The 22,169-nt window shown below is 71.5% G+C and carries 22 protein-coding genes and 1 riboswitch; of the genes, 14 read left to right on the forward strand and 8 right to left on the reverse strand.

Translation table 11 applies throughout. From position 1 onward, the window contains the following. Positions 1-495: 495 nt before the first annotated feature. Positions 496-1,047: a 2'-5' RNA ligase family protein gene (locus E1287_RS16605; protein ID WP_165969039.1), complete on the reverse strand. Its 552-nt coding sequence runs from the start codon at positions 1,045-1,047 to the stop codon at positions 496-498. 235 nt (positions 1,048-1,282) lie between these two features. Between E1287_RS16605 and E1287_RS16610 the strand changes: the two genes are divergently transcribed. The 5 genes from E1287_RS16610 to E1287_RS16630 all read left to right on the forward strand — a co-directional run bounded on the left by E1287_RS16610 (position 1,283) and on the right by E1287_RS16630 (position 5,030). Next, a complete protein-coding gene (locus tag E1287_RS16610) occupies positions 1,283-1,711 on the forward strand; it encodes a YbaB/EbfC family nucleoid-associated protein (protein ID WP_131965857.1) in 429 nt (142 codons plus the stop codon). 52 nt (positions 1,712-1,763) lie between these two features. After that, positions 1,764-2,363 (forward strand): recombination mediator RecR, encoded by a 600-nt coding sequence (gene recR / locus E1287_RS16615; RefSeq protein ID WP_131965858.1) that lies wholly within the window; start codon positions 1,764-1,766, stop codon positions 2,361-2,363. Continuing rightward, positions 2,356-2,913: a DUF5063 domain-containing protein gene (locus tag E1287_RS16620; protein ID WP_131965859.1), complete on the forward strand. Its 558-nt coding sequence runs from the start codon at positions 2,356-2,358 to the stop codon at positions 2,911-2,913. The genes recR and E1287_RS16620 overlap by 8 nt, the downstream gene beginning before the upstream one ends. A 274-nt stretch (positions 2,914-3,187) precedes the next feature. After that, a complete protein-coding gene (locus E1287_RS16625; RefSeq protein ID WP_131965860.1) occupies positions 3,188-4,000 on the forward strand; it encodes a transporter substrate-binding domain-containing protein in 813 nt (270 codons plus the stop codon). A 67-nt stretch (positions 4,001-4,067) separates the two neighbouring features. Then, positions 4,068-5,030, forward strand: a complete 963-nt coding sequence (locus E1287_RS16630) for a DUF5996 family protein (protein WP_131965861.1) — start codon at positions 4,068-4,070, stop codon at positions 5,028-5,030. A 14-nt stretch (positions 5,031-5,044) separates the two neighbouring features. On the opposite strand, the gene E1287_RS16635 is transcribed toward E1287_RS16630, so the two are convergent. Next, a complete protein-coding gene (locus tag E1287_RS16635) occupies positions 5,045-5,740 on the reverse strand; it encodes a hypothetical protein (protein WP_131965862.1) in 696 nt (231 codons plus the stop codon). Next, positions 5,737-6,447, reverse strand: coding sequence for an RNA polymerase sigma factor (locus E1287_RS16640; protein ID WP_243719087.1), 711 nt, complete (start codon positions 6,445-6,447; stop codon positions 5,737-5,739). Before E1287_RS16640 ends, E1287_RS16635 begins: the two co-directional genes overlap by 4 nt. Positions 6,448-6,583: 136 nt before the next feature. On the opposite strand from E1287_RS16640, the gene E1287_RS16645 reads away from it, so the two are divergent. From E1287_RS16645 to E1287_RS16660, 3 genes are all read left to right on the forward strand, one after another. Then, positions 6,584-7,282 carry a hypothetical protein gene (locus tag E1287_RS16645; protein ID WP_131965864.1) on the forward strand — a complete coding sequence of 233 codons (699 nt, stop codon included), beginning with the start codon at positions 6,584-6,586 and terminating at the stop codon, positions 7,280-7,282. After that, positions 7,279-9,522 carry a bifunctional polysaccharide deacetylase/glycosyltransferase family 2 protein gene (locus E1287_RS16655; protein WP_207934255.1) on the forward strand — a complete coding sequence of 748 codons (2,244 nt, stop codon included), beginning with the start codon at positions 7,279-7,281 and terminating at the stop codon, positions 9,520-9,522. Before E1287_RS16645 ends, E1287_RS16655 begins: the two co-directional genes overlap by 4 nt. A 189-nt stretch (positions 9,523-9,711) precedes the next feature. Beyond that, on the forward strand, positions 9,712-10,323 hold the full coding sequence (locus E1287_RS16660; protein WP_131965865.1) for a transcriptional regulator: 612 nt from the start codon (positions 9,712-9,714) through the stop codon (positions 10,321-10,323). A gap of 188 nt (positions 10,324-10,511) precedes the next feature. Here the strand turns inward: E1287_RS16660 and E1287_RS16665 are convergent, their stop codons facing one another. Beyond that, positions 10,512-11,624, reverse strand: coding sequence for an alkene reductase (locus E1287_RS16665; protein WP_131965866.1), 1,113 nt, complete (start codon positions 11,622-11,624; stop codon positions 10,512-10,514). Positions 11,625-11,707: 83 nt separating this feature from the next. Between E1287_RS16665 and E1287_RS16670 the strand changes: the two genes are divergently transcribed. Next, complete coding sequence (locus E1287_RS16670; RefSeq protein WP_131965867.1) at positions 11,708-12,169, forward strand: MarR family transcriptional regulator; 462 nt, start codon at positions 11,708-11,710, stop codon at positions 12,167-12,169. A gap of 74 nt (positions 12,170-12,243) precedes the next feature. After that, the gene (locus E1287_RS16675; RefSeq protein WP_131965868.1) at positions 12,244-12,765 is read left to right on the forward strand and encodes a hypothetical protein; all 522 of its coding nucleotides are present in this window, start codon (positions 12,244-12,246) and stop codon (positions 12,763-12,765) included. 3 nt (positions 12,766-12,768) lie between these two features. Here E1287_RS16675 and E1287_RS16680 read toward each other — a convergent pair whose 3' ends face one another. From E1287_RS16680 to E1287_RS16690, 3 genes are all read right to left on the reverse strand, one after another. After that, a complete protein-coding gene (locus E1287_RS16680; RefSeq protein ID WP_131965869.1) occupies positions 12,769-15,015 on the reverse strand; it encodes a heavy metal translocating P-type ATPase in 2,247 nt (748 codons plus the stop codon). Between the two features lie 42 nt (positions 15,016-15,057). Further along, a complete protein-coding gene (locus E1287_RS16685; protein WP_207934257.1) occupies positions 15,058-16,020 on the reverse strand; it encodes a hypothetical protein in 963 nt (320 codons plus the stop codon). A 76-nt stretch (positions 16,021-16,096) separates the two neighbouring features. Further along, positions 16,097-16,303, reverse strand: coding sequence for a heavy-metal-associated domain-containing protein (locus E1287_RS16690; RefSeq protein WP_131965870.1), 207 nt, complete (start codon positions 16,301-16,303; stop codon positions 16,097-16,099). Positions 16,304-16,664: 361 nt separating this feature from the next. Here E1287_RS16690 and E1287_RS16695 point away from each other — a divergent pair, with 361 nt between their 5' ends. Next, positions 16,665-17,528, forward strand: coding sequence for a DNA-formamidopyrimidine glycosylase family protein (locus tag E1287_RS16695; protein WP_131965871.1), 864 nt, complete (start codon positions 16,665-16,667; stop codon positions 17,526-17,528). 81 nt (positions 17,529-17,609) lie between these two features. On the opposite strand, the gene E1287_RS16700 is transcribed toward E1287_RS16695, so the two are convergent. After that, positions 17,610-18,071, reverse strand: a complete 462-nt coding sequence (locus tag E1287_RS16700; protein ID WP_131965872.1) for an SSI family serine proteinase inhibitor — start codon at positions 18,069-18,071, stop codon at positions 17,610-17,612. A gap of 46 nt (positions 18,072-18,117) precedes the next feature. Between E1287_RS16700 and E1287_RS16705 the strand changes: the two genes are divergently transcribed. The 3 genes from E1287_RS16705 to E1287_RS16715 all read left to right on the forward strand — a co-directional run bounded on the left by E1287_RS16705 (position 18,118) and on the right by E1287_RS16715 (position 22,162). Continuing rightward, positions 18,118-18,453: a rhodanese-like domain-containing protein gene (locus E1287_RS16705; protein ID WP_131965873.1), complete on the forward strand. Its 336-nt coding sequence runs from the start codon at positions 18,118-18,120 to the stop codon at positions 18,451-18,453. A 124-nt stretch (positions 18,454-18,577) separates the two neighbouring features. Then, a riboswitch (TPP riboswitch) is annotated at positions 18,578-18,725 on the forward strand. Then, positions 18,720-20,069, forward strand: a complete 1,350-nt coding sequence (locus E1287_RS16710; protein WP_131965874.1) for a cytosine permease — start codon at positions 18,720-18,722, stop codon at positions 20,067-20,069. Its footprint overlaps the riboswitch before it by 6 nt. 77 nt (positions 20,070-20,146) lie before the next feature. Then, on the forward strand, positions 20,147-22,162 hold the full coding sequence (locus E1287_RS16715) for a PAS domain-containing protein (protein WP_243719089.1): 2,016 nt from the start codon (positions 20,147-20,149) through the stop codon (positions 22,160-22,162). The last annotated feature ends 7 nt before the right edge of the window (positions 22,163-22,169 follow it).

Raw genomic sequence — 22,169 nt, forward strand, 5'->3', positions numbered from 1 at the left:
AACCGCCCCCGATGGACGAGAGTGACGAGGTCGACCCGGAAGGCGACGCGGACGCCGACGGCGCCGAGGCCGAGATGAGCGGGATGGCGCTCCTCCAGCGCGAACTCGGCGGCCAGATCATCCGAGAAATCGACAACTCGTAACCGTCCCGGCCCGTCCCGGCGGCCCGAGCCGGCGCCGGGCCCCGCTTCACGCTGGCCCCCGCCTCACGCTGGCCCCCGCTTCAGGCCGGGTTCTGCTTCAGGCCGGGTTCCGGCTCACGCCGGGTTCCGGCTCATGCCAGGCCCCGCCTCACGCTGGGCCCCGCTTCACGCTGGGCCCCGCCTCATGCCGGGTTCCGGCTCATGCCGGGTTCCGCTTCACGCCAGGTTCCGCTTCACGCCGGGTTCCGGCTCATGCCGGGTTCCGGCTCATGCCGGGTTCCGGCTCATGCCGGGTTCCGCTTCACGCTAGGTTCCGCCTCACGTCGGGCCCCGGCTCACGCGGGGTTGTGGCTCACGTGGGGGCGGTTAGGTCGAAGGTGTGGGTGGGGTTCCACCAGTTGGTGACTGCGTCCAGGCGCTCCATGTGCAGGCTCCGGACCGTGAATGAAGTATTCGACGGGAGTCCTGCCCGTTGGGCCGCCGCGAAGACCTGCTTGCGTTGAGCCAGTGCTTCGGTGGTCAGGCGCAGGACGGTCACATGCGGGATCCATCCGGCGATCTCCAGCGGATGCATCTGGGCGTCCGTGTGCCGGGCGATCGTGTCGACAAGGGTGCGGTGCAACCGCGTCCAGCCGGGCGACTCCACTCGCAGATGCAACACCCGGCCCTCACCGGGGAAGACGGCGAGTTCTCCGAGACGCGCCTCGAAGGGGGCCGTCTTCGCTGTGATCTTCCTCAGCAGGTCGAGACAGGCCGGGTCTTCGGACAGTCCCGCTCCTCCCTTGATCGACAGATGGGGCCATGACCGCATGGGGCGGCTCGCCCAGTGCCGATGTCGCGCCCGGAAACGCTCGATCGGCTCGCTGAGGTCGGCGGGCATGGGCAACACGAGGGCGAGGTCCACGCGACCAGTATCGGCATCGGGTGGACGGAGCGAGGCGGACGAAGCGAGGCGTCCGGAAGCGGGGGGCGTTGGTGGGGATTGGGGGGAGTCGGCACACCGGTGGGCGCTCTTACCGCATCCTGGTGCGAACCCGTAGTCTCGGGGGACGGACGTCCGGTGGCTGGCGGAGCGCCAGGAGATGGTCCTCACTAGGGCCGGAAGAGGGAGGTGCACCGTGGAACCCGGTGGTTTGAACATGCAGGAACTGCTCCAGCAGGCGCAGGCCATGCAGGAGCAGCTCTTCAGTGCGCAGCGCGAGCTCGCGGAGGCCGAGGTGACGGGGACCGCCGGGGGCGGGCTCGTCAGCGCGACGGTCAACGGGCAGGGCGAGATCACGGGGCTGACGATCGACCCGAAGGCCGTTGACGTCGACGATCCGGCCGACACGGCGGAGACCATCGCCGACCTGGTCCTGGCCGCGATCCGCGACGCCGGACGCGAGGTGCAGGAGTTGCAGCAGGAGAAGATGGGACCGCTCGCCCAAGGGCTGGGCGGCGGGGGCGGCATCCCCGGCCTCGGCGGCGGAGCCGGCGGCGGTGGCCTGCCCGGCGGGTTCCCCGGGCTCGGCGGCGGCCCCGGCGGTTCCGGGGGTCCCGGCGGTTCGGGAGGACCCGGCGGCACCTGAGCAGGGCGGCGGGTATCGGACGACATAGGACGTAGCAGAAAGGAGGGGTCCGTTGTACGAAGGGGTGGTTCAGAACCTCATCGACGAGCTGGGCAGGCTGCCCGGCGTCGGCCCCAAGAGCGCGCAGCGGATCGCCTTCCACCTTCTCGCCGCCGACCCCGCCGACGTGGAACGCCTCGGCAAGGCGCTCAAGGAGGTCAAGGACAAGGTCCGCTTCTGCAAGACGTGCGGGAACGTCGCGGAAGAAGAGGAATGCCGGATCTGCCGGGACGCGCGCCGCGACCCGCACGTGATCTGCGTCGTGGAGGAGTCCAAGGACGTCGTCGCGATCGAGAAGACCCGCGAGTTCCGGGGGCGCTACCACGTCCTCGGCGGCGCGATCAGCCCGATCGAGGGCGTCGGACCGGACGATCTGCGCATCCGTGAGCTGATGCAGCGCCTCGCGGACGGGACGGTGACCGAGCTGATCCTCGCCACCGACCCCAACCTGGAGGGCGAGGCGACGGCGACCTACCTCGCCCGGCTCGTCAAGTCCATGGGCCTCACCGTCACCCGTCTGGCCAGCGGCCTGCCGGTGGGTGGCGACCTCGAATACGCCGACGAGGTGACGCTTGGCCGCGCATTCGAAGGACGGAGGCTGCTCGATGTCTGACACCAACAGCCCGCAGGACTGGAACGCCCTCGCCGAACGTGTGGCGTGCCACGTCGACAACTATCTGAACGGACTGGAAGCCGTCGCGCGCGGCGATGGCGGCGTCCATACCGTCCCGCTGCTTCTCCTTGAGGTGTCGCAGGTCATCCTGGCGGGCGCGCAGCTCGGCGCCAGCGCCGACGTGATCCTCCCGGACAACTGGGAGCCCGAGGTCGGCGACGACCCCGACCTCGACGCCGTCCGGCAGGGCCTGTCCGAGCGCCTGTCCGTCATGGACGAGTACGTCGAGGTCTTCGACCCGTACAAGGACACCGAGCCCACGTCCTACCGCCTGTCGGACGACCTGGTCGACGTCGCCAGCGACCTCGTCCACGGGCTGCGGCACTACAACCAGGACCGTCCGCTGGAAGCCCTCTGGTGGTGGCAGTACTCCTACTTCAACCACTGGGGCAACCATGCTGGAGCGGCCTTGCGTGCCCTCCACGCCTTCGTCGCGAACGCTCGCCTGGACGTCGCCCCCGAAGTCGCCACCGTACCGATGGCCCCCTAGCTGCCGTCCCCCGTGATGCGGGGAGCGCACGCTCTGCGGTTGGGTGCAGGTGGGATGGGACGTCTCCGCGTGTGGTGAGGAGATGACCCCTGCGGCGTGCTCGGCGTGGAGGCAGTGTGGGCGCGAGGGCGCGGCCGGGGCCCGGGCGGCGGCGAGGTCCTAATGCGGTCAGGGTGTGGCTTTGATGATCATTCCTTGGAACGTTGGTCGCAGGCCCCTGCGCACCTGGGGCGGAGCGTCCGGCGTGGCGCGCTACAGGCTTGGGGGTCTGCGGATGCGGCGACGGCTGGGGCTGGTCGCGCTGGGACTGGTGGGCTGCCTCGCGGTGAGCGGGTGCGCGGGCGGCGAAGAGCCGTCCATCCTTGGGAAGCAGACGCTGGTGGCGGGCGTCCGGCCGGATCTCCCTGGGATCGGGTTCAGGTCGCCCGACGGACGGTTCGAGGGCCTGGACGTCGACGTGTCGCGGTACCTGGCCGAAAGGATGGGGAAGAAGGTCCGGTTCGCCCCGGCGCTGGCGGCTGATCGGGAGCGGTTGCTGCGGGACGGGAAGGTCGACATGGTGCTGACCTTCTGGCTCGAACCGGAGTGGACGCAGCGGCTCGCCTTCGCCGGTCCGTATCTGCTGTCGTACCAGGACATCCTCGTCCGCGACGGTGAGCGCGAGGTGCGCGGTGTGCGGGACCTGAAGGGACGCAGGATCTGCGCCGTCACGGGATCGGGCGCCGCGGAGGCGGTGACCCGGGAGCGGCAGGTGGCGGCCGTGCCGGTGGCGGCGAGGTCCTACGACGACTGCCTGACGATGCTCGGCGACGGCCGGATCGACGCGATCACGACGAACGACACGATCCTGGCCGGGCTGAAGACGCGGCGGGGCGACGCGTTCCGGCTGCTGAACGCCAGGTTCGGGGAGCGGCGGACGGGCATCGCGATCCGGAAGGGCGACCCCGACGGCTGCGAGGCGCTCAACCGGGCCATCACCCTGATGTACCAGGACGGGACGATGGCCGCCTTCATGACCAAATGGTTCGGCACGTCCGGCCTGGACCTCTCGGACGTCGAGGTCCCCCAGTTCGAGGGCTGCCTCTGACGCGTGCCGCCGGGGTTGGGCCGAGCGCGCTCGGGCATGATTCGTCCGGTTGAAGGAGGGGGCTGCTGTGGAGCAGGGGCGGGGTTCGTGGCCTCGATTGCGGGTCGACGACTGGCGCGACACGCGTGACACGTTGCACATGTGGACGCAGATCGTCGGGAAGGTCCGGCTCGTCAACGCGCCGCTGGTGAATCACTGGTGGCAGGTGACGCTGTACGTCAGCCCGCGCGGCCTCACCACGTCCGCGATCCCGTACCAGGGCGGGGCGTTCGACATCGAGTTCGACTTCGTCGAGCATCGGCTGCAGTTGCGCGCCAGCGACGGGGCCACCGGCGGGTTCGCGCTGGAGCCCATGCCGGTCGCGGAGTTCTATGACCGGACGATGCGCGCCCTCGCCGAGCTAGGGATCGAGACCGCCATCCAGGCACGTCCGAACGAGGTCGACCCGTCGATCCCGTTCGCGGAGGACGACCGGCACGCCTCGTACGACGCCGCGGCAGCGCACCTGTTCTGGCGCCAGCTGCTGCAGGCGTCGCGGGTGATGGGCGAGTTCCGGTCCCGTTTCGCAGGCAAGGTCAGTCCCGTGCATTTCTTCTGGGGTGCGATGGACCTCGCCTGCACGCGGTTCTCCGGACGGGACGCGCCCCGGCACCCGGGCGGCGCCCCCAACTGCGGTGACTGGGTCATGGAGGAGGGCTACTCCCAGGAGCTCAGCAGCTGCGGGTTCTGGCCGGGCGGCGGTGACGAGGGTGCCTTCTACGCCTACGCCTATCCCGAGCCGGACGGGTTCGCCGACCGTCCGGTGGGTCCGTCCGGTGCCTTCTACAGCCGGGAGAACGGCCAGTTCCTGCTGCCGTACGAGGACGTGCGCACCGCTCCTAGCCCCGACGAGGCGTTGCTCGAATTCCTGCAGGGCACCTATGAGGCGGCGGCCGATCTCGGTCGCTGGGACAGGTCCGCCCTGGAAGCGGACCCGGCGAGGTGGGCCCACAAGTCGAACCGGAACGCACGACAAGCGTCCGCGACCTGACCGGCGCCGGAAGGTCAGTTCCGTCGGCCGGCGGAACGGCCGGCGCCCGTGCTGCGGGGGGCCGTGGTCGGCGGAGGGTTCGCGCCCGAGGATCCTCCGGTCGTCGTGGTGTTGTTGCCCGGCTCGACGCCGCCCACGGTGGGCAGGTTGCCGTTGTCGTTGCCGGGCCCGCGCGGAGGCTCCGGGGTGTGCCTCGGCGGATGGGGCCTGGGGTCCTTGGTCTGCTTCCTCTGCTGTCCCGGTGCGCTCGACTTGCCGTGCTGCTTCGCCTTGCCGTGCGGCGACGTCGTCGACGGGCCCGTGGCCGGCGGCGCGGGCGACGAGGACCTGGTGGCCGGGTTCTCGTCGCCGTGGGTGTCCTTGCGCTCCTGGTGCGACGGGCTGGGCGGCGGCGCCGGGTCGCGGCCGGGCAGCTGCCCGGTGATCGTGGCGTAGGCGGCCCCTCCGGTCAGGATGAGCGAGCCGCCGACGACGGCCAGGGCTTTGACCGTCAGGAAGCGGCGCAGGGCGGCCGTCCTGGACCGGGACTCGGGACGCGGCGCGGCCGTGAAGGCGGCGACGGCGGCGTCCTCGCCCGCGAGTTCCTCCGGACGGCCCGGCGCGGCGGCCGCGGCGAGGAGGGCGTGCAGCCGGGCATGGTCGTACGCGCCGTCGAGGAGGCGCTCGGCGGCCCGCCTGTCGAGGCTTCCGGGCTGGTGATGGTCGCTCATGTCACCCCTTCAGCGCCGGTACCACCGCTTTTGTCACTCTGGGCGAAGGGACGGGTGCCGGACGCTGCGTCCTCGGTGTCCGGATCGGCGGGTGACAGGGCGTCCGGATCGGCGGGTGACGCGGCGTCCGCATCGGTGGGTGACGCGGTGTCCGGATCGGCGGGCGCCAGCCGCTCGGCGAGGCGCCGCAGGCCGCGGTAGGCCGCCGTCCGGACGGCGCCTGGCCGTTTGCCGAGGACCTTTCCGGCGGATTTGGCGTCCAGGCCGACGACGACGCGGAGCATGACCGCCTCGGCCTGGTCGCGGGGGAGTTCGGAGATCAGCCGCAGGGCGTCCTGCGTGGCGATGCCGTCGAGGGCGTCGAGTTCGGTGTCGGCCTCGGCGGCCATCGTGACCAGTTCCTCGACGGGGAGGTCGGATCCGGGCCGCCGCGACTTGCGGCGCAGGTGGTCCAGCGCCCGGTGCCGGGTGATCGTCGCGGTCCAGCCGCGGAAGCCGTCGAGGTCGCCGCGGAAGGTGGGCAGGTCTCTGGCGATCTGCAGCCAGGCCTCCGACGTCACGTCCTCGGCGTCGGGGCCGACGAGCGCGCCGGCGAAGCGGATCAGGCGGGGCTGGACGTCGCGGTAGAGCATGCGGAAGGACTCCTCGTCGCCGTCCTGCGCCGCCCGCAGTGCACGGCCGAGTTCCTCTTCGTCGGCCCGTTCCACCCGCGCCATTGTGCAGGGATTCTGACAGGCGTGTGACATGTACGCGGGTGTTCGGCGCTGAACCAGTGAACGTCCGGGTCGGCACGGCCCCCGGGCGTTCGCCACCCCTCACGAAGTGTGACGAATCTGGACGGAAATGATCCGCGACCCCATATCCGGCAATTCGCGCCACCGCCGGGACAAGCTGGTCGTCACGGGCATCCCGCCGGTCACCGGACCCGAGACCGAATCGCACGAGCAGCCGGTCACCGGGACCGCGCCGGACGCCGGGACTGACCCCGTCACCGGGACGGACCCCGTCACGCAGACCGCGCCGCTCGCACGGCCCGCGCCGCTCACGGAGATCGAGTCGCTCATGGAGACCGCGCCGCTCACGGAGTCCGAGCCCGTTACGGAGACGGTGGCCGTGGCCGCCGCCGCGACCGCGACCGCGCCCGTGTTCGTCGACTCGACCGGCGGGCGCGCCCGGCTCGGGCGGCGGCTCGGCCTCACCGCCGGGGCGGTGCTCATCGTGTTCCTGGGCGCGCTGGGCATCGGCATGGCCACCGGGCCGGACGTGCCGCTGACGCCGTGGAAGGAGCCGTCCGGCCGTCCGAGCGTGGAGCTGAGCCGTCCGGCCGTCCCGCCGGAGAAGCCGCGCGACCAGCGCGCCGCCGGCCGGCCGGGCGGGGCCCGAGGGGGCGAGGGCGCGGGTCCCGCGTCGCCCGCGTCGCCCGGGTCGTCCGCCGTGGCGCCGCCGTCGTCGGCGCGGCCGGTGCCCCCCACGTCCACGAGCCGTCCGGGCAAGTCGCAGGCGAGCCCGCCCGCGTGGGGACGCAAGAAGAAGAACAATTGATCGCGCGGCGCGGCGAGCCCCGGGGGCACTGGCTTCTGCTGCTGCTCGGCGGCCTGGTGCTGACCGTGCTTCTGCTGCTGGACGGGTTCGCCAACGGCGCCGTAGGTGAAGCGCCGCGGGACGAGCGCCCTGACGCCGGGAAGGGGACGGTTCCGGGCACGGTCGCGTCCGGCGGGCCGGTGGTCAACCTCGCGGACGGTGTCCCGCGCAGCCGGCGCATGCCCCCGAAGACGATCGCGCTGACGTTCGACGACGGCCCCGACCCGGTCTGGACGCCCCGCCTGCTCGACGTCCTGCACCGCCACCACGCGCACGCCACGTTCTTCACGGTCGGCGCCCGCGTGGCCGAGAATCCAGGGCTGACCCGCCGGATTCTCCGTGCGGGCCACGAGATCGGCTCGCACACGTACTCGCATGTGGACCTCGCGACCGTTCCGGCATGGCGGGCGGGTCTGGAGCTCGATCTCACGCAGCGGGCGCTGGCGGGGGCGGCGGGCGTGCACACGAGGCTGATGCGGATGCCGTACTCGTCGCGTCCGGACGGCCTGACCGGGCCGGAATGGCGTGCGGCGAAGCGGGCGGGCGAGGACGGGTACGTCGTCGTCCTGACCGACCGCGACACCGAGGACTGGGCGCGTCCCGGCACAGCGAAGATCGTCCAGGCGGCGCTGGCCGGGGAGGGGCGCGGGCAGGGCGCGGTGGTGATGCTGCACGACTCCGGCGGCGACCGGGCCGACACCGTCGCGGCCGTCGAGCAGATCATCCGGCGGCTCCAGCCGCAGGGCTACCGGTTCACCACGCTCACGGAGGCGCTGAGCATGCCCTCCGCGGTCGTCAAGGTGCCCGCGCACGAGAAGGCCGTGGGCTGGACGCTCGTCGCCGCGCAGCGCTCCGCGTCCGCCCTCACCGGGACGATGGGCGTCCTGTTCGCGGTGGCCGGGATCGCCTACGTGCTGCGGCTCGTGATGCTGCTGCTGTTCGCGCACGTCCACATGCGGCGCGTCCGGGGGCTGTCGCGCCGGGGACGGCACGCCACGTCCGGGACCGCCACCCCCGGGACCGCGCCCGACGGGTTCCAGCCCGACCCGGAAATGTCGGACATGCCCGACGATGGCCTACCGCCCGACCCGTTCCCGCCCGTCTCCGTGATCGTCCCCGCGTACAACGAGGAGGCGAACATCGCCTCGACGGTCGCCTCGCTCCTGGACACCGACTACCCCGGCACCGTCGAGGTGATCGTGGTGGACGACGGCTCCACCGACCGCACCGCGCTGATCGTCGAGTCGATCGCGCTGCCGACCGTCCATCTGATCCGCAAGCCGAACGGCGGCAAGCCCAGCGCGCTCAACGCGGGCATCGGGGTCGCCCGCGCCGAGATCCTCGTGCTCGTGGACGGCGACACCGTCTTCCAGCGCGACACCGTCCGCCACCTCGTCGCGCCGTTCGCCGACCCCGGGGTCGGGGCGGTCAGCGGCAACACCAAGGTCGCCAACCGCGGCGGCATCCTCGGACGCTGGCAGCACATCGAGTACGTGATCGGGTTCAACCTCGACCGGCGGATGTTCGACGTCCTGCAATGCATGCCGACCGTCCCCGGCGCGATCGGGGCGTTCCGCCGGTCGGTGCTGGCGCGGCTGGGCGGTGTCCCGGGCGACACCCTCGCCGAGGACACCGACCTCACGATGGCGATCTGCCGCACCGGCCTGCGCGTCGTCTACGAGGAGAAGGCCCTGGCGTGGACGGAGGCGCCGTCCACGCTGCGGCAGCTGTGGAGGCAGCGCTACCGCTGGTGCTACGGCACGATGCAGGCGATGTGGAAGCACCGCCGCTCCGTCATCGAGAGCGGCGGCTCGGGACGGTTCGGGCGCCGCTGCCTCCCCTACCTGACGCTGTTCCAGATCGTGCTGCCGCTGTTCGCGCCCGCCATCGACCTGTTCGCGCTGTTCGGCGTGCTGTTCCTCGACCCGGCCGTGCCCGTCCTCACGTGGCTGGTCTTCGTCGCCGCGCAGGCCGCCGCAGGCGCCTACGCGCTCTGGCTGGACGGCGAACGGATCCGTCCGCTCTGGACCCTGCCGCTCCAGCAGTTCGTCTACCGGCAGCTGATGTACCTGGTCGTCGTCCAGTCCGTGGCCACCGCGCTGCTGGGGGCCCGGCTGGGCTGGCACACCGTCCGCCGGACGGGCGCGTTCACGGATCTGCGCGGCCGGGAACAATCGCAGGGTCCCGTCGGTTACACATGACAGCCGGTGTGCCTGGTGTCCCCGGGCCTCACCTTTTGCCTTCACGGAATACCGTCCGGCTGGAGCCGTGTTGTGCCTTTCGCCGAGAGGCGACCCCACACACCGGCGCAAGATCAGAGCCCCGCCGGGTCGCACGACTCGGCGGGGTCTGATCATTTCCGGCCTCCGGGGGGATGCGAGACTGCGGCCATGAGTCTCGCGGCGCATCTGGAGGAGCTCGGCCGTCCGCTGGTGGACGAGCAGCTCAAGCACCCCACCGTGGCGGGCATCGCCCAAGGAACCCTGGACGAGGCGATATTCCGCTCCTGGCTGGAGCAGGACTACCTCTTCCTTCACGACTACGTCCGCGTGTTCTCCCGCCTTGCCTGGCAGGCCCCCGCCGCCCACCTAGGCGACCTCGTCGACCTCGCCTACGCGACGTTCCACGACGAGCTCGACCTGCACCGATCGCTTTCCGCGAGCTTCGCCGCCGACCTGGACGGCGCGCAGAAGGGCCCGGCCTGCGCCGCCTACACGTCGTTCCTCCTGAACAGCGCCGCGACATACGCCGACGGCCTCGCCGCCCTCTACCCCTGCATGTGGGGATATTCCACGCTCGGACGGCGGCTCGCCGAGAACCCGCCGTCCGAACCCCGCTACCGCCGCTGGGTCGACACCTACGCCGACCCCGCCTTCGCCGAACTCACCGCCCGCATAGCCCAGATGATCGACGAGTCCGCCGCCGACCCCGAAACAGCCGAACGCCTCTTCCTGGAAGGCATGCACCACGAGATCGCCTTCTGGGACGTGCCCTGTTCATAGCATTTCTCTCCTCCTTCGGGCCCTGGGGGCCCTCCATCGTCGAGAAATGCGCGCGATCGCTGCATCGCTCCGTCTCGCCTGGCGGCTCGCTGCGCGATCAGGTTTCTCGCAGGCTCGAAACCTGCCTTCGGACGCGATCGCAGGCGTTGAGGTTGTCGCGTGGTCGCGGTGGCGGCTGATCTGACGGTTCAGGTTGTGGCGTGGTGGAGGCTGGGGTGGGTGCGTCCCTCTTGGTGGAGTGGGTAATCGGTGTAGCCCTCGGCACCGCCGCCGTAGACCAGGGACGGGTTGTGCCGGTTCAGTGGGGCGCCCGTTGCGAAGCGGGTGGGCAGGTCGGGGTTGGCGATGAACAGGCGGCCGAAGGAGAAGACGTCGGCCAGACCCGCCGCAACGGCCTCCTCGCCGGCGCGCTGAGAGGTCGGCTCGGGGCCGTTGAAGTTGCCGATCAGGGTGCCTGACCAGCGTGGACGCAGGTCGGCCAGCGCCTCGTACGCGCCGCGCTGGATGAGGTGCAGGTAGGCGAGGCCGAGCGGGTCGAGGGCGTCCACGAGCGTCCGGTAGGTGCCCTGCGGGTCCTGCTCGGCGATCTCGTTCTCGGGGTTGTCGGGGGAGATCCGCAGGCCGACGCGTCCGGGCCCGATCTCGGTGGCCACGGCGGTCACCACGTCGAGCGCGAAGCGCAGCCGTCCGTCGCGGGAGCCGCCGTAGCGGTCGGTGCGCCGGTTGGTGTTCTCGGCGAGGAACTGCTGGACGAGGTAGCCGTTCGCGCCGTGCACCTCGACCCCGTCGAACCCGGCCCGCACGGCGTTCCGGGCGGCGGTGGCGAAGTCGGCGACCGTCGCCTCCACCTCGGCGGTCGTCATCGGACGCGGCGTCACATGCGGGACGCAGCCCTCGGTCGTGCGGATCTTCGCCGACTCGATCCGGACCGCCGAGGGGGCGACGGGCGTCGCGCGGCCGGGCAGGGTGCGCGGGTGCGTCATGCGGCCGACGTGCCAGAGCTGGGCGAAGATCGTCCCGCCGGCGGCGTGCACGGCCTCGGTCACCGCACGCCACCCGGTGACGTGCGCGTCCGTCGTGAGGCCGGGGACGCCGGGCTCGCCCTTGCCGAGCACGCCCGGCCAGATCCCCTCGGTGACGATCAGCCCGGCCGTCGCGCGCTGCGCGTAGTACTCGGCGGTCAGTGGGTTCGGGACGCCGGTCGCGTCGTCCGCCCGGTTGCGCGTCATCGGCGCCATCGCGATCCGGTTGCGGAGCGTCAGGTGCGGTCCCTCGTAGGGAAGCAGCAGCGGACTGGTCATCGTCGAGCCCCTTTCTTTAATTTGCATGTACATGCAGATGTTCACATTGCATGTATGCTGGCGTCAAGAGAGAGGGGCGCGAGATGGGCGCTGGCGCGAAGACCACCACCGCGAAGACCACCGCGGACGGCCTCCTCTGGGATGGCGTCGTCACCCTGCACGGCCGGGTCGAGCATCAGCTGGCCAAGGCACTCCAGCGCCGCCACGGCCTCGGGCTGTCGGAGTACCGGGCGCTGTGCCGCCTGTCCCGCGCCGAGGACGGCGAGCTGCGCATGCAGGAGCTCGCCGACCTCATCGGCCTCAACCAGAGCTCCGTCAGCCGCCTCGTCGCGCGGCTGGAGAGCGCCGGTCTCACCCGCCGCGCCATGTGCCCCAAGGACCGCCGAGGCGTCTACACCGTCATCACCGACGAGGGACGGGCCGTCCAGGAGAAGGCCGCTCCCACGTACGCCGAAACCCTCACCGAGGCGCTGGACGCGGCCGCCGACGCTCCGTCCCTCGCGCCCGTGCTCACCGCGCTGCGCCGCATGTCCCTGGACGCGTGACCCCCGCGGGCCGGTGCCCGCTCCGAACCATTCGTCCCGCATCGCCGTCCTAGCCGGGCGGAGGGACGATCATCATGGCCGGATGGCTGGAGAAGGCCGCCAGGGAGTACCGGGGACGCCTGATCCTGGCCGGCGCCTGCTGGTTCCTCGTGGCCGCCCTGTTCAGCGTGATCGGCGGCATGGTCGCCTACACCGCGCTCTGGGGCGAGACCACGACGGCCCGCGTGGCGAAATGCGACTACGAGACGCAGCAGGAGGGCAGGTCGCCCGACCTGGTGTGCACCGGCACCTGGCTTACCGAGGCCGGGAGGCCGAAGTCCGGCTTCATCGAGGGAGTCGACCACGGGGACGTCGGCCGGGACGTGGAGGTCCGGCTCGGACCCGGAGGGGACGCCTACGCCGGGTCGCTCACCGATCATCCGATCGGGTTCGCGCCGCTGCTCCTCGTCCTCACGGTCGTCTTCTACGTGTGGGCCTGGCGGCGGGTCCGGCGGGCCGGGCGGATCGACCCGGTCTTCGCCCAGGCGGCAGGCACCGACGCGACGAGCAACGTCCGTGTGATCTCCGGTGGAGATCACACGGACGAAGGACGCTAGCGCTCAGAGCGCCTTGAAGCGGCGCAGGCGGAGGCTGTTGCTGACCACGAAGACCGACGAGAACGCCATCGCGCCGCCCGCGATCATCGGGACCAGCAGCCCTGCCGCCGCCAGCGGCAGCGCCATCACGTTGTAGGCGAACGCCCAGAACAGGTTGCCCTTGATCGTGCCGAGCGTCCGGCGAGACAGCCGGATCGCGTCGGCCGCCGCCCGCAGGTCCCCGCGGACGAGGGTCAGGTCGGACGCCTCGATCGCCACGTCCGTCCCGGTGCCCATCGCGAGGCCCAGGTCGGCCTGCGCGAGCGCGGCGGCGTCGTTGACGCCGTCCCCGACCATCGCGACCGTCCGGCCCTCGGACTGGAGGCGCTTGACGACGTCCACCTTGTCCTGCGGCAGGACTTCGGCGATGACCTCGTCGATCCCGACCGCGTCCGCGACCGTGCGGGCCACCGTCTCGTTGTCGCCCGTCAGCAGGACGGGACGCAGCCCGAGCGCCCGCAGCCGGTCGACCGCCTCCCGCGAGGTCGGCTTGACCTGGTCCGCGACGGTGATGACCGCGCGGGCCTCGCCGTCCCAGCCCACCGCGACGGCCGTGTGGCCGAGCGCCTGCGCGTCCGCCATGGCCCGTTCGAGCTCGGGCGTGAGGTGCTGCGACCATTCGGCGAGGAGCTGCGGACGGCCCGCGAGCACGCCGTGGCCGTCCACGATTCCCTGGACGCCCAGGCCCTCGACGTTCGCGAAGTCCTCGACCGCGCCGAGGTCCCCGACGCGCTCCACCGCGCCCTTGGCGATCGCCTGGGCGATGGGGTGCTCGGACGCGTTCTCCAGCGCCCCCGCCAGCCGCAGGACGTCCGCCTCATCGACACCGTCGGCGGTGACGACGTCGACCAGCGCCATCCGCCCGGTGGTGACGGTGCCCGTCTTGTCCAGGACGATCGTGTCGATCTTCCGGGTGGACTCCAGCACCTCCGGGCCCTTGATCAGGATGCCGAGCTGCGCGCCGCGTCCCGTCCCGACCATGAGGGCGGTCGGGGTGGCGAGGCCGAGCGCGCACGGGCAGGCGATGATCAGCACGGCGACCGCGGCGGTGAACGCCCCGGCGATGGGCTCGCCGGTGCCGATCCAGAAGCCGAGCGTGCCGAGCGCCAGCGCGATCACGACCGGGACGAACACGCCGGAGATCCGGTCGGCGAGCCGCTGGGCCTGCGCCTTCCCGGTCTGCGCGTCCTCCACGAGCCGCGCCATCTGCGCGAGCTGGGTGTCCGACCCGATCCGCGTCGCCCGGACGAGCAGCCGCCCGCCCGCGTTCACGGTCGCGCCGACGACGGTGTCGCCCGGACCGACCTCCACCGGGACCGACTCGCCGGTCAGCATGGACGCGTCCACCGCGGACGAGCCCTCCTCGACCGTCCCGTCCGTGGCGATCTTCTCGCCGGGACGGACGACGAACACGTCCCCCACGGTCAGCCGGTCGACCGGCACCCGCTCCTCGCGCCCGTCCCGGACGACCGAGACCTCCTTCGCGCCCAGTTCGAGCAGCGCGCGGAGGGCGGCCCCGGCACGGCGCTTGGAGCGCGTCTCGAAGTAGCGCCCGGCCAGGATGAACATGATCACGCCGGACGCGGCCTCGAGGTAGATGTTCATCGACCCGTCCGACCGGGTCATCGAGAACTCGAACCCGTGCTTGACGCCCAGCTCACCCGCGGTGCCGAAGAACAGCGCCCACAGCGACCAGGCGAACGCGGCCAGCGTGCCGAGCGAGATCAGCGTGTCCATCGTGGCCGCGCCGTGCCGCAGGTTGGTGGAGGCGGCCTTGTGGAACGGCCATCCCGCGTACACGACGACCGGGGCCGCCAGCGTCAGCGACAGCCACTGCCACGCCTCGAACTGCAGCGCCGGGATCATCGCCATCGCGATCACCGGGACCGACAGGACGACCGCGGTGAGCAGCCGCTGCCGCAGGGCCCGGAGGCCGTCGTCCGGCTCCCGCGCCTCCCCGCCGGCGCCCTGCTCGGGCTTCGGCGGGGCCGGGACCTCCGCGCTGTAGCCGGCCTTCGCGACCGTGGCGATCAGCTCGTCCGGGGACACCCCTTCGGCGTATTCGACCTTGGCCTTCTCGGTGGCGTAGTTGACCGTCGCGGTCACGCCTTCCAGCTTGTTGAGCTTCCGCTCGATGCGGTTGGCGCACGACGCGCACGTCATCCCGCCGATCGCCAGCTCGATCCGCCTGGACGCGGTGTCCGTGCTCATCGTCGCTCCTCCCTGCGCTCTGCGTCGGTCGTTCGGGACGGGTCAGTGGGTGTGGGGCGTGTCATCGTGGCCGCCCCCGTTCTCCTGGGCGGGCACCTGCGCGTTCCCCGCGTGGACGGTGAACTCGGCCGTCCGGACCTTGCCGCCGTGCTTGAAGTCCAGGTAGAGACGGTAGGCGCCGGTGCTGGGGGCCTCGGCGAAGAACGTGATGCCGGGGCCCGGCTTCGTCTCGCCGTCGCCCGGCTCCCCGTCCGGGTGGACGTGCAGGTAGGCGAGGTCGCCCTGGCGCAGCGCGACCAGGTGGCCGTACGCCTCCAGGTACGGCTGCAGGTCCGTGACCGGCTTGCCGTCCTTGCTCACCGAGAGGGTGAGTTCGGAGGACTTGCCGGGAGTGAGGCCGCCGGACAGCGTCACCTCGTAGCCGTCCACCTTCGCGACCCGGTCGGGCTTCGGCAGCGGTGCCGTCCGCAGGTCGCCCTGGACGAACACGTCGGTGCCGAGCGTGAGCTGCCGCTTCGCGCCGTCCGGCTGGACGTCGGTGAAGAACCGGTACACGCCGGACTTCGGGATCGTGAGCGAGACCGTCCAGACGCCGCCGCCCGCCTCGGACGGGTGCAGGTGCTGGAAGCCCGACAGGTCGCGGCTCGCGACGATCAGGTGCAGCCGCTTGCCGTGCAGGGGCTTGAACCCGGTCACGGGCTTGCCGTCGGGGCCGTTGATGGTGAACCGGAAGTCGGTCCGCTTGCCGGGGGCCAGCGTCGTCTTGCGCGGGACGAGCGTGTAGCCGTCCTCGGAGACCTGGAGGCCGCCGGGCGGGAGCGCCGCCGCCGCACCGCCTCCGCCGCCGTGACCTCCGCCGCTGCCGCTGCCGCCGTGGCCTCCGCCGTGGGACGCCGTCTCGGCCGAGGCGCCCACCGGTCCGACGACCTTGCCGACGCCGGCGGCGCCGCCGAAGACGACCGCCAGCCCGGCGGCGTAGGCTCCCAGCTTGATAGCGCTGTTCATCCCGATCACTCCAACCCGGTGCCCGGGGGGCACGGTGTTCAGGGGGCGCACCCCGCCCCTGCGGGGTGCGCGCCGGTCATGGCTTCAGTTCGTAACCGGCCTCTTCGACGGCGTCCTTGACCAGGGCGTCGTCGATCGGCGCGTCGCTCGTCACGGTGACCCGGCCGGTCGGCAGGTCGACCTCGACGCCGGTCACCCCGGTGATCTGCTCGACCTCCTCGGTGACCGAGCTGACGCAGTGGCCGCAGGTCATTCCGGTGACGGTGTAGGTGGCGGTGCTCATCTGGCGACTCCCTCGGATATTTACCCCTGGGGGGTATCTCGCGGCCCTCATGCTGCCATAACGGCTCACCCGTGGCAACCCGTACCCCCTAGGGGTTATTTCGTGACCCCGGTCACATGCCCGCCGAGTCGGGTCTTGGGCTGCTCGGGGCGGTTACCGGCGGGTTGTTACGCGGAAGTTATCCACACCCTCGGTGACGGGCCGTCCTCCTCCCCGTCCGGAGGTTTGTGGGGATTCATTGAGGTATTGACCTTGTAAACGCCCCGCGTCCCGCCGCGTCCGGAGTTGTGCACAAGCTTTTCCACAGGCTTCCACAGCCCTGTGGACACGGACATCGCCCCTCGTCGCCGATACTGAAGCCATGCCCGAACTTCCTGAGGTGGAGGCGCTGGCGGGGTTCCTGCGGGAGCGCGTCGTCGGACACGTCATCGCGCGCGTGGACGTTCTCGCCATCTCCGCGCTGAAGACGTACGACCCGCCGGTCACTTCGCTCGGCGGGCTCGCCGTCACCGGCGCGGCCAGGCACGGCAAGTTCCTCGACCTCGACGTGGACGGCCTGCACCTGGTGATCCATCTGGCGCGGGCCGGGTGGCTGCGCTGGCGCGACGAGATCCCGGCCAGGCCCGTCCGGCCGGGCGGCAAGAACCCGCTGGCCATGCGCGTCCACCTGGACGAGGGCTCCGGCTTCGACCTGACGGAGGCCGGGACGAAGAAGGGCCTCGCGGTGTATGTCGTCCGCGACCCCTCGGACGTCCCCGGCGTCGCCTCGCTCGGCCCCGACCCGCTGGACGACGCGTTCACCCCGGCGGCGCTCGGCGCGATCCTCGACGGCAAGCGCACCCAGATCAAGGGCCTGCTGCGCGACCAGAAGGTGATCGCCGGGATCGGCAACGCCTACTCCGACGAGGTGCTGCACGTCGCGAAGATGTCCCCGTTCAAGATCGCCGCCTCGCTGACCGAGGACGACGTCGCGACCTTGCACGACGCCATCGTCACCACCCTGCGCGACGCCGTGGAGCGTTCGCGCGGGCTGGAGGCCCAGGACCTCAAGGGCGAGAAGAAGACCGGCCTGCGCGTCCACGGCAAGACCGGCCAGAAATGCCCCGTCTGCGGCGACACGGTCCGCGAGGTCTCCTTCGCGGACTCGTCCCTCCAGTACTGCCCGACCTGCCAGACGGGCGGAAAGCCCCTCGCCGACCGCCGGATGTCCCGCCTCCTGAAGTGAAACAGGCCCCGCCCGGATGACCGGGCGGGGCCGATGGGTGGTCGTGGCTTTCTGGACGGAGCCGGAACGGGGATGGCTCGTTCAGCGGACCTTCGGCACGGGGCCGAAGAGCGGGCCGACCTGCTCCCAGCGGTGCAGCTGGCAGCCGTCGTCACGCGAGAACTGGGCGTCGATCTCCTTGCCCTGCCAGGTGCCCTTGACCGTGGCGATCTCGGGACCGCCGTAGATCAGGGTGCACTGCTGTTCCTTGGGGACGGGTTTGAAGGGGTCCTTGGCCTTGGCGAGGGCCGCGCAGGCGTCGGCGACCTTGGGATGGTCGCCGCCCGGCGGCTCGCAGTTCAGGGTCCAGGTCTTGGCGGGGGCCTCCTTGGAGGCCTTGACGTTGATGGTGAGGGTGTCCGCCGGCGTGCCGGAGGGCTGCACGGACGTCGTGCCCGAAGGCTTGTCGGCGGGGGTCCCCTTGGCTTGTTCGTCGCCGCAGGCGGCCAGGGACAGCACCATGGCCAGCCCGGGCGACGCGAAAAGGAGCGTCCGATACCGCATGCGTGATTCGACGCAGGGGGGCTTCGCGCGGTTCCATGGGGGTGTGATGAATTTCGGGGACGACGTGCCGGCGGTGGGAGCCGCTGACGTACCGCAGGACGGCTACCTGCTGGACGTCCGGGAACAGGACGAGTGGGACGCGGGCCACGCCCCGGCTGCGGTCCACATCCCCATGGGCCAGCTGGGCGATCGTGCCGGCGAGGTCCCCCGGGACCGGGAGGTCTACGTGATCTGCCGGTCCGGGGCGCGGTCCGCGCAGGTGACGGTGGCGCTCAACCAGGCGGGCTGGCTGGCCAGGAACGTCGACGGCGGGATGAAGGGCTGGGTCGAGGCGGGCCGTCCGATGGAGGGCGGCGGCGACGGGGCCCCGTACGTGGCCTGAAGCGGCCCGGCCATAAGTGGCCGGGACGGGGCCGCGCATGATCGGCTGACTCCGGGGCGATCCACGCCCTTTTAGTGATCTGTGCCCTTTTGGGGGAAGTCGGGCGGTTGTACGATCGGGCCCGACCGATGACCGCGGGAGCTCGGGCCGCACCGGAACCGGCGCAAGCCGGACGCGTGCAAGCCGGGCTGAGAGGGCGGCCTTAGAGGCGCCGCCGACCGCATGAACCTGTCCGGGTAATGCCGGCGTAGGGAGTGTGTTGTCCCGTGGCGTCCGAGGTTGATGCGCGTGCCGGTTCGGCGCGTCCTAAAAGCGAAGCACCGTTCACGCTCGACGAGCCCGCGCCCAGGGTGCTCGGCTTCTGGGACCAGAGCGCCTTCTGGGCGAACCTCGGGGTCAGCCTGCTGGCCTTCTCCGGCGCCTACACGGTCCTGGCACCGGACGCCGACGGCCGGCCCACCCTGTCGATCATGGCGGGCATCGCGGCGATGGCCGTTGGAACGATCCTGGGCGGGCTGATGCTGGGCCTCGCCGCGGTGCCCGGCGCCCGTACCGGCCAGCCCGCGATGGTGCTGCTCCGCGGCCTGTTCGGCGCGCGGCTGTCGTACGCGCCGACCGTGCTGAACGTCGCGCAGCTCATCGGCTGGGGGACGTTCGAGCTGATCGTCATCGCGGACGCGGCGCGCGAGCTGTGGGACGGCGTGCCGCGCTGGGGCTACGTGGTCGCCGCCGGGGCCCTCACCACGGTCCTGACCATCTGGCCGCTCGGCTCCGTGCGGATCCTGCGCCGCTACGTCACGGTCGCGGTGGCGATCGCGCTGGTCTACTTCTACGTCCAGCTGCTCCGCGAGCCGCTGCCCGACCTGACGCAGGGATCGTGGGGCGGCTTCTGGATCGGGGCGGACGCGGCGCTCGCGGTGTCGATCTCCTGGGTGCCGGTCGCCGCCGACTACACCCGGCACTCCCGGACGGAAAAGGCCGCGTTCGGCGCGGCCGCCGCCGGATACTCGGTCACGCAGATCGTCGCGTACGTCCTCGGCCTGCTCGCGCTGGCGCTGGTGGCGGGCGACTCGTCGAAGGTCTTCGACCCGTTCCTAGGCGTCACGCTCGGCGTCGTGTTCTTCGCGGTGTTCGTGCTGCGCGAGGCGGACCAGTCGTTCGCCGACACCTACTCCACGGCCGTGTCGATCCAGAACCTCGTCCCGCGCGCCGACCGGCGCGTGCTGAGCGTCGCGCTCGGCGTGATCGTCACGGTGCTCGCGCTGGTGCTGGACATCGGCGACTACGCCGGATTCCTGTCACTGATCGGATCGGTGTTCGTGCCCATGCTCGGCGTCCTGGCCGCTGACTTCTTCCTTGGACGCCGCCGCCGGGGACACGGCTGGGACGTGTCCAGGACGGCGCCGTCCCGCTGGGGCATGATCGCCGCCTGGGCGGCCGGGTTCGTCGTCTACCAGCTCATCAACCCCGGCACCGTCGGCAGATGGGCGGGCTTCTGGCAGGACGTCCAGGACGTGCTGCACTTCGGCCCGCAGAGCTGGATGAGCGCCTCGCTGCTGTCGTTCCTGGTCGCCGGGGCCGCCGCGCTCCTCATCGGCAGGCTTACGAAAAAGTAAGGTTCCTGTTCAGGCGGGGTTCCAGTAGAAAGTTTCGGCGTAAGTTACCCGGCGCGGCGCCGGAGACCGGTGGCACGATGACAGGCGTGCACCACCACGTCCATGACCCGATCGCGCGGGCCGTCATCGAGAGCGCCGCCGACGCGATCGTGGCCGTGGACCAGCGGCACCGGGTCACCGTCTGGAACCCGGCCGCCGAGCGCATGTTCGGCTGGACGGCCGAGGAGATGGTCGGACGGGTGCCGCCGATCGTCCCGCACGAGCTGAAGGCCGAGCACAACGCCGTCCAGGAACGGCTCGTCACCCGCCGCGCCGACGCCGAGGGCGATGGGGACGGCGGGCAGATCTCGATCGCGACCCGCCGGTTCCACCGCAACGGCCGCCTCATCGACGTCCGGATCGACACGAGCCTGCTGAAGGACCCGTCCGGAACCCCGCTCGGCTGGGTCGGCGTGTACCACCCGGTGGACGAGGACGAGATCGTCCAGCACCACATGACCGAGCGGGCCCGGCTCGTCCGCCGGCTGAACGACATCGTCGCCGACCTGAACGCCGAGCTGGACCTCGCCGTCGTCCTCGACCGGATCACCGCCGCGCTGATCGAGCTGACCGGCGCGGACGCGGGCGGCTTCGTGCGGATCGAGGGCGACCGGCTGCGGCTGGTGAACATGTCCGGGCTGCCGGAGCACATGCGCGGCACGTCCGCCGACCTGAAGACGAGCCTGGTCGGGGAGCTGCTGCGGTCGGGCAAGACGGTCAAGCTCGCGACGGGCGAGCAGCGTCTCGGCGACCTGATCTGGTCCGAGCTGTCCGGGCTGCACACGATCGCGCTCGGCCTGTCGTACCTGCAGAACCGCCCGTACGGCGCGCTGTACGCCCTGTTCTCCGGCCACAAGGTCGGGCACACCGAGCTCGAGCTGCTGGAGCTTCTCGCCGGGCATGCGGGCGTCGCGGTCGGCAACGCCGTCGCGTACGCGGAGGTCGTCCGGCAGCGGGCGCACGAGCGCGCCGTGATCGACTCCAGCGCGGACGGGATCGCCGTACTCGACCACGATCTCGTCGTCCGGCAGTGGAACCCCGCCGCGCACGCGCTCACCGGCATCCCGCCGGAGGACGCGATCGGACGGCCGCTGCCGTTCGGCATGCCCGCGCTCGGCGAGATGCTGACGTTCCGGCTGGAGTCCGGGACGTGGCTGAACGTGCTCGCCGCCGAGATCGAGGAGACCGGCGAGCTGGTCGTCGACTTCCGCGACGTGTCGGAGGCGAAGGCGCTGGAGGAGGCCAAGGACCTGTTCCTCGCCACCACCAGCCACGAGCTGCGCACCCCGATCACGGTCGTGCAGGGGTTCGCGTCCACGCTGGTCAACCGGTGGGACGAGCTGTCGGACGGCGACCGCCGCGACGCCGTCGCCATCATCGCCGAACGCGCCCAGTCGCTCGGCCGGCTCGTCGAGCACCTGCTGCTCGGCTCCCGCGCGGGCGCCGACGAGCTGACCGTGACGATCGAGTCGTTCGACCTGACGCGGGTGCTGGAGGGCGTGGTCGCCGGGTTCCGGTCGCTGTCGTCGCTGCACCGGGTCGAGCTGGAGATCGAACCCGGCCTGCCGTCCTGCCGCGGGGACGCGATGGCGACCGACATCATCCTCGGGCAGCTGCTGGAGAACGCGTTCAAGTACTCCCCGGACGGCGGGACGGTCAGCGTCCGGGCCGTCCGCGAGGGCGCCGGCATCGTGGTGACCGTGGAGGACGAGGGCGTCGGCATCCCGGCCGGCGACCATGAGCGGATCTTCGAGCGGTTCGTCCAGGGCGACGCCGGGGACCGGCGGCGGTTCGGCGGCATCGGGCTCGGCCTGTACATCGTCAAACGCCTCACGGAGGAGCAGGGCGGAACGATCTCCGCGCATCCGGCCCGGCGCCGTAAAAGTGAGGGATCTCACATAGGCCCGGCCCGGCGGGACGAGACCCTCCGATCGGACGGTTCGGTACACCGTCCGAACGTTCTTCTGCACGAGACAGAGGGCCATGGACCCGCAGGTGGCGCGCATGCCGGTGACGGAACGTGCATGCGGCTCGTCCTCCGGGCCGCGCCCTGACCGGCCG

The organism is Actinomadura sp. KC06, from assembly GCF_004348735.1.
GTDB lineage: Bacteria > Actinomycetota > Actinomycetes > Streptosporangiales > Streptosporangiaceae > Spirillospora.